The organism is Reyranella massiliensis 521, from assembly GCF_000312425.1.
GTDB lineage: Bacteria > Pseudomonadota > Alphaproteobacteria > Reyranellales > Reyranellaceae > Reyranella > Reyranella massiliensis.
The window spans coordinates 772,047-786,589 of the sequence record NZ_HE997181.1; the positions used below are offsets into that span (position 1 = coordinate 772,047).

13 protein-coding genes are annotated in these 14,543 nt (G+C 65.3%); 6 read left to right on the forward strand and 7 right to left on the reverse strand.

Annotation, left to right across the window (positions count from 1 at the left end):
• Positions 1 to 68: 68 nt before the first annotated feature.
• From BN60_RS03745 to BN60_RS03755, 3 genes are read right to left on the reverse strand one after another with little or no spacing between them, the layout of a single operon-like run.
• Complete coding sequence (locus BN60_RS03745; protein ID WP_020694653.1) at positions 69 to 1,490, reverse strand: amidase; 1,422 nt, start codon at positions 1,488 to 1,490, stop codon at positions 69 to 71.
• Positions 1,490 to 2,899: an amidase gene (locus BN60_RS03750; protein WP_020694654.1), complete on the reverse strand. Its 1,410-nt coding sequence runs from the start codon at positions 2,897 to 2,899 to the stop codon at positions 1,490 to 1,492. Before BN60_RS03750 ends, BN60_RS03745 begins: the two co-directional genes overlap by 1 nt.
• Entirely contained in the window at positions 2,896 to 4,305 is a 1,410-nt protein-coding gene (locus tag BN60_RS03755) for a tetratricopeptide repeat protein (RefSeq protein ID WP_148283321.1), read from the reverse strand. The genes BN60_RS03750 and BN60_RS03755 overlap by 4 nt, the downstream gene beginning before the upstream one ends.
• An 84-nt stretch (positions 4,306 to 4,389) precedes the next feature.
• Here BN60_RS03755 and BN60_RS03760 point away from each other — a divergent pair, with 84 nt between their 5' ends.
• Positions 4,390 to 5,370 (forward strand): Bug family tripartite tricarboxylate transporter substrate binding protein, encoded by a 981-nt coding sequence (locus BN60_RS03760; RefSeq protein WP_020694656.1) that lies wholly within the window; start codon positions 4,390 to 4,392, stop codon positions 5,368 to 5,370.
• A 23-nt stretch (positions 5,371 to 5,393) separates the two neighbouring features.
• Here the strand turns inward: BN60_RS03760 and BN60_RS03765 are convergent, their stop codons facing one another.
• Both BN60_RS03765 and BN60_RS03770 read right to left on the reverse strand, forming a co-directional pair.
• Positions 5,394 to 5,783 (reverse strand): hypothetical protein, encoded by a 390-nt coding sequence (locus tag BN60_RS03765; protein WP_020694657.1) that lies wholly within the window; start codon positions 5,781 to 5,783, stop codon positions 5,394 to 5,396.
• 70 nt (positions 5,784 to 5,853) lie between these two features.
• A complete protein-coding gene (locus BN60_RS03770) occupies positions 5,854 to 6,729 on the reverse strand; it encodes a DUF4743 domain-containing protein (RefSeq protein WP_020694658.1) in 876 nt (291 codons plus the stop codon).
• Between the two features lie 30 nt (positions 6,730 to 6,759).
• Here BN60_RS03770 and BN60_RS03775 point away from each other — a divergent pair, with 30 nt between their 5' ends.
• The gene (locus BN60_RS03775; RefSeq protein WP_020694659.1) at positions 6,760 to 7,137 is read left to right on the forward strand and encodes a hypothetical protein; all 378 of its coding nucleotides are present in this window, start codon (positions 6,760 to 6,762) and stop codon (positions 7,135 to 7,137) included.
• Between the two features lie 209 nt (positions 7,138 to 7,346).
• Here the strand turns inward: BN60_RS03775 and BN60_RS03780 are convergent, their stop codons facing one another.
• Positions 7,347 to 9,371, reverse strand: a complete 2,025-nt coding sequence (locus tag BN60_RS03780) for a protein meaA (RefSeq protein WP_020694660.1) — start codon at positions 9,369 to 9,371, stop codon at positions 7,347 to 7,349.
• Between the two features lie 102 nt (positions 9,372 to 9,473).
• Here BN60_RS03780 and BN60_RS28555 point away from each other — a divergent pair, with 102 nt between their 5' ends.
• Genes BN60_RS28555 through BN60_RS03800 form a run of 4 tightly spaced genes read left to right on the forward strand, consistent with a single transcriptional unit; the run spans position 9,474 to position 13,416 of the window.
• Positions 9,474 to 10,688: a YjgN family protein gene (locus tag BN60_RS28555; protein WP_177324758.1), complete on the forward strand. Its 1,215-nt coding sequence runs from the start codon at positions 9,474 to 9,476 to the stop codon at positions 10,686 to 10,688.
• A gap of 20 nt (positions 10,689 to 10,708) precedes the next feature.
• A complete protein-coding gene (locus tag BN60_RS03790; protein WP_020694662.1) occupies positions 10,709 to 11,770 on the forward strand; it encodes a M48 family metallopeptidase in 1,062 nt (353 codons plus the stop codon).
• A gap of 3 nt (positions 11,771 to 11,773) precedes the next feature.
• Complete coding sequence (locus tag BN60_RS03795; protein WP_020694663.1) at positions 11,774 to 12,634, forward strand: ATP-grasp domain-containing protein; 861 nt, start codon at positions 11,774 to 11,776, stop codon at positions 12,632 to 12,634.
• Positions 12,631 to 13,416, forward strand: coding sequence for a class I SAM-dependent methyltransferase (locus BN60_RS03800; protein WP_020694664.1), 786 nt, complete (start codon positions 12,631 to 12,633; stop codon positions 13,414 to 13,416). The genes BN60_RS03795 and BN60_RS03800 overlap by 4 nt, the downstream gene beginning before the upstream one ends.
• On the opposite strand, the gene BN60_RS03805 is transcribed toward BN60_RS03800, so the two are convergent.
• Positions 13,406 to 14,524, reverse strand: a complete 1,119-nt coding sequence (locus tag BN60_RS03805; protein WP_020694665.1) for a mandelate racemase/muconate lactonizing enzyme family protein — start codon at positions 14,522 to 14,524, stop codon at positions 13,406 to 13,408. The genes BN60_RS03800 and BN60_RS03805 overlap by 11 nt on opposite strands.
• Positions 14,525 to 14,543: the final 19 nt, after the last annotated feature.

The window sequence follows — 14,543 nt, forward strand, 5'->3', positions numbered from 1 at the left end:
CCGGTGCCCCCAGTTCCGTCGGAGCATCGTCTGCCATGCCCCGACTATAGCGCGTCACCCGATGCGGGTCAGATCTGATGTGCCATCGGCGGCGCCGGGATCGGCCGCACGCGCTCGTAGGCCGCCGCCGCCCGCAGGACCAGCGCATCGCGGGCATGGCCGCCCACGATCTGCAGGCCGATAGGCATGCCCTCGCGGTCGAGCCCGCAGGGGATGGTGGCGGCCGGCTGGCGGGTCAGGTTGAAGGTGAGGGTGAAGGGCGTCCAGCCGATGTCGACGCCGTCGCCGCCCCAGGCGGCGTTTTCGTTCACCGCGAAGGCCGTCATCGGCATGGTCGGCGTCAGCAGCAGATCGTACTTGGCCATGAACTGATTCATGATCGCGGCCACGGTCTGGCGCTGGTGGATGGCAGTGACGACCGCCTCCTGCCCAAGGTTGGCGCCGACTTCGGCGGCCTTCAGCAGGCCCGGATCCATCAGCGCGCGCTTCTCATCGCTGAAGCTTCGGGCGAGGATCGCGACATTCGACTGCCAATGCGCATTCAGGATGCGCCGCGGGTCGAGGCCCATCAGGTCGGGCGAGTCCTCGACGATCTTGGCGCCCAACGTCTTGAACACCTTCACGGCATTCTCGACGGCCAGGGCGACATCGCGGTCGATCTTCTCGCGTTCGACGAAACCGAGATTGGGCGAATAGGCGATCCTGAGGCCCTTCACGCCCTTGTCGAAGCCCTTGAGGTAATCCTCGGCATCGTCGGGCCGGCCGTAGGGATCGCGCGGATCGGGCCGCGCCATCACGTTCATCATCATGGCCGCGTCGCGCACCGTGCGCGTCATCGGCCCGATATGCGAGAGCGTGCCTTGTGCCGACGGCGGCCAGAGCGGCACGCGCGCCTGCGTGGGCTTCAGCCCGAAGATGCCGGAGAAGGAGCAGGGGATGCGGACGGAGCCCGCGCCGTCGGTGCCGACCGCAAGATTGCCCATGCCGACGGCTTCGGCCGCCGTGCCGCCGCCCGACGAACCGCCCGGCGTGCGGCCGATCTTCCAGGGATTGTGCGTGGCGCCGTAGAGGCCGGAATCGGTGACCCCCTTCCAGCCGTATTCCGGCGAGGTGGTCTTGCCGAGCAGCACGGTGCCGGCCTCGCGCAGCCGCTGCGCTACAGGAGCATCGGCCGTCCAGGGGCCTTCCGGATCGGTGGCGAGGCTGCCCATGCGCGTCGGCATGCCCTTGGTCAGCACCATGTCCTTGATGGTGATCGGCACGCCGTCGATGTCGGAAAGCCGCTTGCCGCCCTTCTTCCAGCGCTTTTCGGAGGCGCGCGCCTGACGCAATGCCGAGTCGGGGTCGAGATGCTGGAAGGCGTTGAGCTGCGGATTGAACGCGTCGACGCGCGCCAGTGCCGACTTGGTCGCCTCGACCGGCGAGGCCTTGCGGGCCTTGTAGAGTTTCACCAGCTCGTGGGCCGGCATCATCGCAAGGTCGGCAGTCATTACTTGGTCTCCGGAAGGACAGTGAACTTGAGGGGATGCGCCGCGGCATAGGCTGCGGCCGCGCGCAGGACGAGCGCGTCCTTGTAATGGCCCGAAGCAATCTGCAGGCCGATCGGCAATCCCTGGCGCGACAGACCGCAGGGGACAGAAGCCGCGGGATGGCGCGTCAGGTTGAATTGCGGCGTGTAGGGCGACCACATCACGTTGGCCTTGCCGTCCGGGCCGTCGGGCAGGTTCTTGCCGACTTCGAAGGGCTGCACGGCGACAGTCGGCGACAGCAGCAGATCGTACTTGGCGAAGAAGAGGTTCCAGGCGATGGCGAGCTCCCGGCGCGTCACCTGAGCGTTCACGACATCCTGCAGCGTGTAACGCAGGCCGGCCTTGGCGCCTGCCAGCAGGTTGGGATCGAACTCATGGTGCCGCTCCTCCGGGAAAAGCTGCAGCAGTCGTTGCAGGGCGGAGAGCCAGTGGACCACGAAGCTGCGGCTGGCATCGGCAAAGGGGAAGGGCGCTTCGACCTGCTCGACGGTGCAGCCGAGCTTCTCGAACTGGCGCGCGGCCCGGGTCACCATGGCGGCAACTTCGATGTCGACCGGATGATCGCCGAAGCGCAAGACGAAGCCGATCTTGAGGTTCTTCAGCTTCTTGCCGAGCTTGTCTGCGTAGTCGGTATCATCTTCGGGCAGGGTATGAGGATCGCGTGCGTCGGGCCGGCTGATGACGTTCATCATCAGCGCGCAGTCGAGGGCCGTGCGGCACATGGGGCCGGTGTTGGAAAGATCGCCGGTCATCGAGGGCGGCCACGCCGGCACACGTCCGAAGGTGGCCTTGAGCCCGACCAGACCAGTGAAGCTCGCGGGAATGCGCACCGAACCGCCGCCATCGGTGCCGATGGCGATCGGCCCCAGCCCGGCGGCGACGGCAGCGCCTGCACCGCCGGAGGAACCGCCCGGCGTGCGCTCGGGGTTCCACGGGTTGCGCGTGATGCCGTGCAGCGGGCTGTCGGTGACACCCTTGTGGCCGTACTCGGAGCTGGTGCTCTGCGCGAATACGATGGCACCGGCTTCGCGCAGGCGCGCGACGGCGGGCGCGTCGGCGTCGGCAGGCGTCTTGTCGGTGAGCTTGCTGCCCATCGAGGCGGGCCAGCCCTTCACCCGCACCAGCTCCTTGATCGAGACCGGCACGCCGTCGAGCGGCGACAGCGGCTTGCCCTTCTGCCAGCGCTTCTCGGATTGGCGTGCGGCGACCAGCGAGCGGTCGGCGTCGATCCGGCAGAGGGCGTTGATCGTCGGGGCGAGTCGATCAGCGCGCGCCAGGACGGCCTTCATCGTCTCGACCGGCGAGGCTTTGCCCTTGCGGTAGAGCTTTGCGAGCTTTGCCGCGCTCGTTTGAGTGAGATCCGTGGTCATGCCGTTTCCCCCGTCATTCCTCGTTGAGCTGCGGCCCTGTAGCGGCGCGCGAGTTGCTCGGCTTGGTACTCGGCGGCCAGCGCCTGCTCGGTGCGGCCGACCTTCTTGTAGAGATCGGCCAGCGCCCGCTTGGTCGCGGCGACCGACGGCCTTTCGCGTTCGTCGGCCTGCAGGATGGCGAGCGCAGCGTCGTTCCAGCCCGACCGGGTCAGCGCGTCGAGATGGATGGCGCCGAACAGGGCGCGTTGGGCGATGGAACCGCCCAGAGTGCGCAGATGCGGCATGGCCCGGCCGAGAAGGCGGGCAGCGTTTGCATGTTCGCCCTTGGCATGTGCGGCAAGGCCGTGCGCCAGCGGCACGGCACAGTCCGCCCAGGTCTCCCGCTCGAAAGGCTTGGCGCGCTCAGCCCGATCCTCGAGGCTCGCCAGCATCTCGGTGACGGCGCTCTGCTCGCCGGCGCGAGCGAGGCCGTAGAGATACTGAACGTCGTGGAAAGCCGAGTAGTGCTCGTGCAGGCGCGGCTTGAGGTAGGTCGCGAGGTCGGCCCAGCGGCTGCCGACATCGATGCCGCGCAATTCGAGGCGGGCCAGCAGAGAGATGGCGTTGATCTGGTCCTCGCAGAATTCCTTCCACACGCCCCACACGCGCTGATCGTAGAGCGCCAGCGCTTCGTCGGTGCGATCGAGGTCGATCAGGAAGAGGGCGAGATGCCACCAATTATGGGTGGCCATGAAGGAGTTGCAGCCCGCCCAAGTGTCAGACACCGACTGCAGGAAGGCCACACCCTCCAGCATCTTGCCGCGCGCTTCCAGGCAATGGGCAATGGCGTGGTGGGCCCACGGGTCGTGGCGATCGAGGGCGACGGCCCTGCGGGCGAGGGCCTCTGCCTCGTCGAGGCGATTGCACTCTTCCAGCCCGAAAGCATGCATTGCCAGGACGAAGCGATTGTCGTTGGCGGACGTGAGCTGTTCGCCGATGCGGAGCAGGCTCTCGGAGTCGCCGCGATTGAAAGCATGAATCTGCGCGAGCTTGGCGGCCAGCAGATCGCGCGGCCACTCGGTTACGATCTTCTCGAACGTATCCGCACTGTGATCGAGATCGCCGTCGATCCAGCTCTCGATGGCGGCAACCCAGGCCTGTTCGCGCCCGTTGGCGCCTGCGGCCATTGCCTTGGCGCGGGCGAGGTAGCGCTGGGCGGCGGCATGGCTTTCGTCCGAATACATCGTCAGCATCAGGCCGGCCGCGACCAGCGGCAGCATCAGGCATTTTTCTTCCTTGTCCGCGGCGGCAATGAACGTCGCGAAGCGGTTGCCGAAGGCCAACCACTCTTGCCTGACGAAATCGAGCGCCGCGACCGCACTCTCGTCGGCATTGCTCAACTCCAACCCTTGCCCGTCGCGCCTCACGTCTTGCTCCCTATTGCCGTTGCGTAAGCTTCGCATGCCATGCGACGTTGGGCAAAACGACAAGAACGAGACCGGGAGGAAAAAGTGAAACGTCGCCATATCTTGGCCGGGACGATTGCATCGGCGGCCCTGATCCCCACGTCACGGGCGTCGCGCGCGCAGGCTTTCCCCGACAAGCCGATTCGCTTCGTCGTTCCCTATGCGCCCGGCGGCGCGACCGACACGTCGGCGCGTATTGCCGCCGAGTATCTTTCCAACAAGCTCGGCCAGCAGGTGATGGTCGACAACAAGCCAGGCGGCGGCACCATCATCGGGACCGACATCGTCGCCAAGGCCAAGCCCGACGGCTACACGATCCTGCTTTCGCCGGGCACCATCGCCACCAACAGCTCGTTCGGTCTGAAACTGCCCTATGATCCGACCAAGGATCTCACGCCGGTGATCGGCTACGTCGACATGCCGCTGCTTCTCGCCTGCAACAAGGAAGCGCCCTTCAAGACGGTTGCCGAACTGATCGACTACGCGAAGAAGCAGCCGCAGCCCGTCAGCTACGCCTCGCCGGGCAATGCCAGCATCCCGCATCTATGGGGCGAACAGCTTCGGTCGCAGGCCGGACTCAGGCTCGAGCATATCGGGTACAAGGGCAGCGCCGATGCTCTGAAGGATGTGCTGGGCGGTCACGTCATGCTCTTCTCGGACACGCTGCTGCCGACCGGGGCCGCGGTAAAGGATGGCCGACTGCGCGGTCTCGTGGTGGCGGCTGCAAAGCGCACGCCGATGCTGCCCGACGTCCCGACAGTGATCGAGGCTGGACTGCCCGCAAGCATGCAGGCAGCGGTGTTCTTCGGCGTCATGGCGCCGGGCGGCACCCCCGAGCCTGTGGTAGTGCGTCTCAACTCGGCCTTTGGCGACGCGATCGCCGATCCTGGAGTCAATAAGAGGCTGGTGGATCTCGGTTTCGTCACGGTGGGGGGCAGCTCCGCCGACTACGGCAAGCGCATCGCCATGGAAACTGAGAAATGGCGTCAGGTGATCAAGGAAGCCAAGATCACGCCGCCGGGCTGAGATGAAGCCGTCCGTGGGTTCATCTACGACTTGGGCGACCCGCCCAGGAAGCAGAAGATCACGCCGCTCTTGCCGGCACAGATGTGACTGTTGCCGTCCGGCGATAGTTGCTGCAGGACGACCCGCGGCGGCACCGGCACCCACCGGCCGTTGAGCAGCGCATACCAAACGCCATCATCCTTCTGATAGGCGCGCGTCGGCCGGCAGTCGCCTTCGACACCGTTGATTGTGCCATTGCAGCACGAGGCATTCGAGCCCGGCTGCTTCAGCTTCTCGTACCAGTCGTGGTTTTCTGCGTGACCCTGTCCGTAGTGGCCGGAATGGTCCTGCGCCAGGACCGGCGCGCAGACACCGGCCAGGGTCATAGCCATGAGGGCAAAGGCCAGAGACAGAACAGATGCCAAGAAGGACATGGCTCCGCTCCCATGTTGTCGGGGCAGCGGGGCAACGAATGGGCCTCCTGGAGGTTGCGGATGCCGTTGCTCAACCGATCCCGCTCGATGAAGTGTACATCATCCGCAAGCCCTGGACGATAGGAACGAAATCCGGATCGTCGGCCGAGAGCAGGCCGTGACGCACGAAGAAGTCGATCAGGACGAGATTGCAGTTGTACTTGAACTCCACGGTGTCACGCACCGTTTCGAAGACACGCCGTACCGGCCACAGCTCGAAGGAATGGACTTCGCCGTCGTTCGCACGCGGTGTGAATTCCTCCGGCAGTTCGAGATCGAAGCAGGTCATGACATCGGGCTTGAGCTGCTGGCCCGACTGGTTCCAGTAGGCCACGATGCTGACGGCCTTGGCGCGTTGCGCAAGTTCGGGCGGGATCGACGCTTCCTCGCCGCATTCCTTTATCAGATTCTCGTGCAGGCCGAGCCCAGCGGGCTGCCCCCCGGCCACCGTGTTGTCGAGTTCGCCGGGGAAGGTCGGCTTGTCGTAGGCGCGCCGTGGCACCCAGATGTGCAGCCCGTCCTTGCGGCGGACATAGCCCGTCATGTGGGGGCCCCCGGCGCGCACGCCGAACCAGGGCACGGCGGAGCGCTCCATGGCCATCAGCACCGGCGTGCCGGTAAGGGGTGCTACAGCGTATTCCTCTTCACGCCACAGGCCATTGAAGTGGCCACGCTCGCGCAACGAGAGCAGGAAGGTGCGCATCGCCGCCGTTCGACGGGCCGGCGTATCGAGACTGGGATCGAGCTGCCAGCCCTTCTCGTGATGCGTGAAAAGGCCGGACCCGCCCACCACGTCAGCGGCGAAGTCGCGATGGAGGAAGCCCGTGCGATCCTGGCCGATGAACCAGGGTTCGAACTGCCTCAGGTCTGCATTGTTGCAGCGCCTGATATGGTCGAGGAAGGACATCGGACGCCGAGATAGCATAGAGTGCGGCCGATGACCGAAGACGAATTGCAAGCACTCCTCGAGCGGACCCTGCCGGCGACCGATCTCCATGGCCTGTTTGTCGAGGAATGTCAGGATCAGGAAGTGCGCCTGCGCTTTTCACCAGTGGCCGGCAGCAATTGGACGTCGGCGGCGCTCCTGTCTCTCGTCGACACGTCGCTGCGCGCGGCGGCGGGGGTGACCGCGAAGCTGACGCACCTCGCCGTTACCGTCCTGCGCCCGGCGCAACAGGCGGATGTGATTGCCCTGTCGCGGATCATTCGCCGAGACGGGCCAAGCCTTCACGCGGAAGCGTGGCTGTTCAGCCACGCCGTCGTCGAGCCGATGCTGCACGCGACCGCAAGCCTGTCGCGGTCGCGAGCCGAATGAGAGGCGTGTTCAGGCTGGCGGGTGTGACTTCTGGCCTGGGAAGATCAGGTGCGCGTCCTCCTATAAGCCCTGCGCAACGGCCGACAGCAATCTCTAGACTTGATGACGTAATACTGCGGGCCGTCCTCGGCGGAGAGGTCCTTGCGAAGCCTCGATCTCCGCCTTGATCTTGCCGTCTGCGCCGGGATCCTTGGCGAAGACTATCGCGTCTACGCGGCGTTCTTCCAGGCGTGATCCACGACCGAAACAACATCGCGCATGATCTGCGTCAGGTCGAAATCCTTGGGCGTGTAGACGCGCGCCACGCCGGCGGCGATCAGCGCCTCGGCGTCGGCCGGCGGGATGATGCCGCCGACGACGACAGGCACGTCGGCGATGCCCGCCGCACGCATGCCTTGCAACACGTCACTCACCAGAGAGACATGGCCGCCGGAGAGGATCGAGAGGCCGACCACGTGCACGCTTTCTTCGATCGCCGCATTGACGATGCGTTCGGGCGTCAGACGGATGCCCTCGTAGACCACCTCCATACCGCAGTCGCGGGCGCGCACGGCGATCTGCTCCGCGCCGTTGGAGTGCCCGTCTAGACCGGGCTTGCCGACCAGCATCTTGATGCGCCGGCCCAGCCGCCGCGACACGCTGTCGACTTCGCGGCGTGTGGCTTCCAGCCGGCCGTCGCTGACGCCGGCCGCGCGCGCCACGCCAGTCGGTGCGCGATATTCACCAAACACTGCGCGCAGCGTTTCCGTCCACTCGCCGGTGGTGACGCCGGCCTGCGCGCAGGCAATCGACGCGGGCATGACGTTGCGATCTTCCTTGGCGGCAGCCGCCAACTCGGCCAGTGCCTTCTTCACAGCGCCGCCATTGCGCGCGGTGCGCCAGGCGTTCAGCCGTTCGATCTGTTCGCGCTCGACGGAGGCGTCTACCGTCAGGATCGAGCCTTCGCCACCGGAAAGCGGCGAGGGTTCGCCTTCGGTGAAGGCATTGACGCCGACCACGGTCTGTTCGCCCGCTTCGATGGCGGCGAGGCGCTTGAGGTTCGATTCGACCAGGCGCTGCTTCATGTAGGCGGCGTCGATGGCAGCCACCGCGCCGCCGATGTCGGCAATGCGGCCCATCTCAGCCAGCGCCTCCTGCTTCAGAGACTCGACCTTGGCCGCGATCTCCTTGCTGCCGTCGAAGATGTCAGCGTATTCGAGCAGGTCGGTTTCGAAGGCGACGATCTGCTGCAGGCGCAGGGACCATTGCTGGTCCCATGGTCGCGGCAAGCCGAGCGCTTCGTTCCAGGCCGGAAGCTGCACCGAGCGGGCGCGGGCATTCTTGCTCATCACCACAGCCAGCATCTCGAGCAGGATGCGGTAGACGTTGTTCTCCGGCTGCTGCTCGGTGAGGCCGAGCGAGTTCACCTGTACACCGTAACGGAACAGGCGCTGCTTGGCATCGGTGACGCCGTAGCGGTTGAGAGTGATGTCCTCCCACATCTCGGCGAAGGCCCGCATCTTGCACATCTCGGTGATGAAGCGGATGCCGGCATTCACGAAGAAGGAGATACGGCCCACGACCTGCGGGAAGTCGGCTTCCGGCACCTGGCCGCGCGCCTTTACCGCGTCGAGTACGGCAATGGCGTTGGCCAGCGCGAAAGCCAGTTCCTGCACCGGCGTCGCGCCGGCTTCCTGCAGGTGGTAGCTGCAGACGTTCATCGGGTTCCACTTGGGAACTTCGCGATAGGTGAAGCCGATCGTGTCGGCGGTCAGGCGGAGCGACGGCTCCGGCGGGAAGATGTAGGTCCCGCGCGAGAGATACTCCTTGATGATGTCGTTCTGTGTCGTGCCCTGCAACTTGTCCCGGGAAACGCCCTGCGCCTCGGCCGTCGCGATATAGAGCGAGAGCAGCCACGCCGCCGGGGCGTTGATGGTCATCGACGTGTTCATGCGGTCGAGCGGAATGCCGTCGAACAGGGTGCGCATGTCGCCGAGGTGCGAAATCGGTACGCCGACCTTGCCGACCTCACCCTTGGCGAGCGGATGGTCGCTGTCGTAGCCGGTCTGCGTCGGCAGATCGAAGGCCACCGACAGGCCGGTCTGACCGCGGGCCAGATTGGTCCGGTAGAGCTCGTTGGACTTGGCAGCCGTGGAATGGCCGGCATAGGTGCGGATCAGCCAGGGCCGATCCTTAGTGGCCTGGCTCTTTTGAACAGGGCTCTTCTGGGCTTTGTCGCGGGCAGGTGCTGTCATTGTGGCGGTTCGCGGCGAGGTTGACGTAAACTTGCCTACACCAATAGATGCTGCGCCGCAGCATGGAAAATTTTGCAGCGCAGCCAAGGAGATAGGGGCCCGTTGAGCAATACTTCCTCTCCTTGGACGCAATCAGCCCCTCAGACGACAGGTCAGAACACCCCGTCGGGTACTCCACCCGGAGCGCCCTGGGCGCCCGCGCCGAGGCCTACGCGACCCGTTTACGACGGGCGGCTGGGCGAGCTCTATGCGATCTACCTCCGGCATCTCTTCCTGATGCTGGTGACGCTTGGCTGGTCGCGCTTCTGGGGGCGCACCAACATCCGTCGCTATGTCTGGAGCCACCTCGCCGTCCTGGGGGATCGCTTCGAGTATCGGGGCCGTGGCCGTGAACTTCTGATCGGCTTCCTGCTCGCCCTGCTGCTGGTCGCGGTGTGGATTGGCCTGATGTGGCTGGTCTGGCTCTATGTCTTTCACGAGAAGCCGGCCGCGAGCTTCGGCATGTTCGATCTCTTCTCGCTGTCGGTCGCCCTGATTGGGTTTCCGCTCGCCTATGTCGGGCACTATGCCGGGCTGCGCTACAAGCTCTCCCGTACGCGCTGGCGCGGCATTCGCTGCGGCATGGCGGGCTCGGCCTGGAGCTATGGCGCGCTGGCGACGGGCCTGCATTTTGCCAATGCCACGACGGCCTATCTGCTGACTCCGCTGGTTTCGGTGAGCCTCGCACGGCCGCGCATCTCCAACACGCGTGTCGGCACCCTGCCGTTCCTCTTTGCTGGCCGGGCGGGTGATATCTACGGCCGTTACATCGGCTACTACTTCCTGAACATCGTTGCCTGGATCGTCGCCGGCATCGCCGTATTTGCTGCCGTCGGCGGCACGATCGAAAGCCTCGGTATTTCGTCCGACGATTTCCTGAAGCTCCTGTCCAAGCCCAGCCTGAACACGGTGTTGCTGGTCCTGGTCCTCGCCTTCGCCGCCTACATCGTTTTCGGACTGCTGATCCTGCCCCTGCGCTGCTGGTGGCAGGCTTACTTGATGCGCTACCTCGTGACCCACAGCCGCGCCGGAAACGTGCTCTTCACCACGGCGATCACGACGCGCCAGATGTGGGGTTTCCTGGTGCTGAACTATCTTATCGTCTTGCTGACACTCGGCATCGGCTGGCCTTGGGTGATGCATCGCACGATGAAGTTGATCTCCGCCCAGCTCTGGATTTACGGCGAGCCGAACGGTCAGGAAATTCGCCAGCCGACCGATCGCAGCCCGGGCTACGGCGAAGGGCTGCTCGACATGTTCGACGTGAGCGGGGTTTGAGCGTGGCGACCGCTTCTCCGATGAGCATCCGGTACTTCGACGGCGAAAGCGCCGAAGTGCATTCCGTCGCGGTGCGCGTCACCACGAACGAGCTGGTGATCTACAGGCCGGCCGGCGCGGAAGTCGTTGCCCGTTGGCCGATCGGCGAAGTCGCCGTGCTAGGTGACGTTCAGCACGAGGCGGCGCCGCCGGTCGTGCGACGCGGCAGCGACGCCAGGCTGATCATCGAGGACCCGCAGGTGCGCAGCCATCTCGCCTCGCTCGTGCCGGCGCTGCAACCGCTGGTGCCGCAGCCCGTGGCGGTCGGGCGGCGCATTGCCATCTTCTCTGCGGCCATCGTCGCACTCGTCGGCGTGTTTTGGGCCGCGCTGGACTACGGGACGGAATATGCCGCGCCGTTTCTGCCGCATCGCCTGCAGGAGCAACTGGGTGAAACCGTGCTCGACGATCTTCTGGCCGACAAGGAGGAGTGCGAGGGCACGGCGGGACTGGCGGCCATCAATCGACTGGCCAACGACCTTGCACAGGAGGCGGGCTATCGTCACCCGATCACGGTGCACATCGTCGAAGGCGGGCCGGTCAATGCCTTCACTCTTCCCGGCGGCATTCTGGTTTTCTATTCCGACCTGATTACCCAGGCGAAGGACAGTTCGCAGGTGGCGGGTGTCGTGGCGCACGAGATCGGTCATGTCGTCCACTATCATCCGACCAAGGGGCTGGTGCGCGCTTACGGAATGGATTTGCTGTTGAAGCTCGTAAGCGGTGGCTATTCCGATATGATGAGCACCGTGGGCGGCGGCGGCAGTCTGCTGCTGGCGCTGCGCAACGGCCGTGCCGCCGAGCGCGAAGCCGATTCGACGGGAGTCGATTTGCTGGAGCGGCGCGGTCTGCGCGCCGATGGCGTATCCACCTTCTTTCAGCAGCTCATGGAGAAGGAACCGAAGGATGCCGCGGCGGCAGCCGGTATCTGGTCGAGCCATCCGCCGACTGCCGAGCGCATCGAGGCGACCAAGCGTCCCGCAACGGGCCGGCCGGCTTTCAGCACTGCCGAATGGCAGGCGCTGCGGAATGTATGCAAGTAGATCATGACGGCCCGCATCGTCCTCGCGGCGGCGCTCGAGAGCGCCGACCTCATGCGATCCGACCAGCTCTACGCCGAAGCGCTGGAACGTCGTGGCTGCCGCGTGACAGCAGCCCCCTGGGATGGGCCACGCAGCGCTTTTTCGGGCGCCGATGCCGTCGTTATCCGCGCGACCTGGGGCTATTACCGCACACTCCAGGCCTTTCATGAGTGGACCGAGGCGATGGCCTCCAGGACGCGATTGTTCAATTCCATCGACCTCATTCGCTGGAATTTGCGCAAGGACTATGTCGGCAAGCTCGAAACGGCGGGTATTCGGGTGCCACGATCTCGTGTCGTTGCCTGCGATGCTGCCGTCATCGGGAAGGTCTTTGCCGAAGAAGGCTGGGACCGCGCCGTTGTGAAGCCGGCCGTTGGCGCCTCGGGTCATTCGGTCGAACTTCTGCAACGCGCGACGCTGGCGGAACAGGTTGCCGCTCTCGCCGACGAAGCGCGTTCCTCCGGCGTCGTCGTGCAGGAGTTCCTGCCCGAGATCGCCGAGGGCGAACTGTCGTTGATCTATTTCGACGGTGCCTTCAGCCACGCCATCCGCAAGCGGCCGCCGCCCGGCGAGTTCCGCTCCAACTCGCGCTACAAGCCGATTCGCACTGCCGAGACGCCTGCGGCCGCGGTGATAGAGCAGGGAGCAGCCTGCCTTGCCGTCTTGCCGGAGCGGCCGCTCTACGCCCGCGTCGACGGAATCGTACGCGACGGCACGTTGATCGTGATCGAAGTTGAGGTGCTGGAGCCGGCATTGTTCATGGAGTTCGACCCACCTTCGGCCGACCGCTTCGCCGCAGCGACGTTCAACCGGTTGCAATCGTGAACAACCGCTACGGCTCGCTGGCAGCCTGGGTCTATCACCTCGACAAGCCGATCGGTCGCTCTTTCGGCAATTCTGCCCGTTCCATCGGCGACATCGAATTCTACCGCGAAGGGCTGAAGGGGTGCCGCGGCCCCATCCTCGAACCAGCAGTCGGCAATGGCCGGGTCCTGATCCCGCTGCTGGAAGCTGGGCATGACATGCACGGCTTCGATGCTTCGCCGGAGATGCTCGACCACTGTCGCCGTGAATGCGCCATGCGGGGTTTTGCGCCGGTGCTGGACCTGATGAGATTCGAGGATTTCGAGGCCAAGGCGGCGTTCGACGCCATCATCCTGCCAGCTGGGTCGTTCCAGTTGATCGTTGATGCCGCGGTCGCGCGCGACGTTCTGCGCCGGTTTCGCGAGGCCCTGACGCCGAGCGGCCGGTTGATCGTCGATCTCGATCCCGTCTCCGCCTTCTGCAGTACGGCGGACAGGCAACGGAGTTGGCGGGCCGGTGAAGATCTGCTCACCCTGCAGGAGCGCCGCCTCGAAACCGATGCAGCAGGCCAGACGACGGTCTCGCTGCTCACCTACGAACATCGTCGGCATGGCCGGCTGATCCTCGCCGAAGAGGAACTCTTCAGCTTGCGCTGGTGGGGCATCGCGGAGTTCGAGGAGGCGCTCGGCGTGGCGGGTTTCGCCGACCCCATCGTTTCCGCCGACTACCGCCGCGGCGTGGCACCGAGCCGCGACAGCGGGAGCATCACTTTCGAAGCTCGGGTCGACAGAGTCAGCCTTTGAGGCGCTGTCCGCCGACCCGATGGTCCTTCAGGATCTCCGGCCGGAAGGCGAGCCCGTGGCCCGGCCGCTCGGGCGGGCTCATGGTGCCGTTCTTCGAAGGCAATACGGGCTCGATCCAGAGATCGTCGTTCCAGTCCATGTATTCGAGGTAGCTGGCATTGGGGATCGAGGCCAGCAGATGGACCATGGTTTCGTGGAAGAGATGTGGGGCGAGGCGGATGCCCCAGGGTTCGCCGGCTGCCGCGATCTTGCGCAGCTCGGTATAGCCGCCACGCATCGGGTCGGGCTGCAGAATGGGCACGCACGGCGTCTCGAAGAACGGACGCAGGTCGTTCCGCGTGAAATGGCTCTCGCCCCCCACCACACGTGTCTTCAGGGCCGCGGCAATGCGGCGGTAGCCGGCAAAGTCCTCGGCAACGACCGGCTCCTCGAGCCAGTAGGGATCGAATTCGTCGATGCGGTGGCCGGCCTGGATAGCGGTGTCGGCATCCCAGCCCATGTTGACGTCGATCATGATCTCGATGCCGCCACCCATGGCGTCGCGCATCGCTTTCACGTTCTCGACGTCCTCCCGCCATGGCCGGATATGGGCCACCTGCATCTTGATGGCCTTGAGGCCCTGGGCCGTGAACTCCTTGGCCCGGCGGATCATGCCGTCGCGGCCGAGGCCACGGAAGCAGCCGGAGCCATAGGCCGGTATTTCGGTGCGCGCGGCGCCCCATAGACGGAACAGTGGCAGACCAGCCCGCTTGCCCACGATGTCCCACAGCGCCATGTCGACGGCGCTCTGGGCGAAGACGGTGACGCCCATGCGGCCCAGCCAGAAGTTGCTGCGGTACAAGGTCTGCCAGATGCCCTCGACCTCCGTCGCGTCGCGACCGATCACATGAGGTGCAATCAGCTCCTTGATGCAGGCATCGAGCGTGTGCAGGCCACCGCGCAACGGCATTAGATAGCTCATGCCCACCAGGCCGCCTTGCGTCTCGATTTCCAGCACGAAGATCTCGCGGTGAGGCTCGGAAAGGATGCCGGCGGCCGGCGCGGCGCCTCGCCACGGCACCTGCAACAGGCTCGTGCGCAGCTCGACGATCGTGGTCGGAGTGGTCATAAGGCGTATCTCCCGTCAC

What these genes read in the sequence shown, in the direction of transcription:
- BN60_RS03770 (WP_020694658.1), bottom strand. Translation starts at nt 6,729, where the DNA reads ATGTCCTTCCTCGACCATATCAGGCGCTGCAACAATGCAGACCTGAGG.
- BN60_RS03745 (WP_020694653.1), bottom strand. Translation starts at nt 1,490, where the DNA reads ATGACTGCCGACCTTGCGATGATGCCGGCCCACGAGCTGGTGAAACTC.
- BN60_RS03790 (WP_020694662.1), top strand. Translation starts at nt 10,709, where the DNA reads ATGAGCATCCGGTACTTCGACGGCGAAAGCGCCGAAGTGCATTCCGTC.
- BN60_RS03795 (WP_020694663.1), top strand. Translation starts at nt 11,774, where the DNA reads ATGACGGCCCGCATCGTCCTCGCGGCGGCGCTCGAGAGCGCCGACCTC.
- BN60_RS03775 (WP_020694659.1), top strand. Translation starts at nt 6,760, where the DNA reads ATGACCGAAGACGAATTGCAAGCACTCCTCGAGCGGACCCTGCCGGCG.
- BN60_RS03780 (WP_020694660.1), bottom strand. Translation starts at nt 9,371, where the DNA reads ATGACAGCACCTGCCCGCGACAAAGCCCAGAAGAGCCCTGTTCAAAAG.
- BN60_RS03750 (WP_020694654.1), bottom strand. Translation starts at nt 2,899, where the DNA reads ATGACCACGGATCTCACTCAAACGAGCGCGGCAAAGCTCGCAAAGCTC.
- BN60_RS03805 (WP_020694665.1), bottom strand. Translation starts at nt 14,524, where the DNA reads ATGACCACTCCGACCACGATCGTCGAGCTGCGCACGAGCCTGTTGCAG.
- BN60_RS03765 (WP_020694657.1), bottom strand. Translation starts at nt 5,783, where the DNA reads ATGTCCTTCTTGGCATCTGTTCTGTCTCTGGCCTTTGCCCTCATGGCT.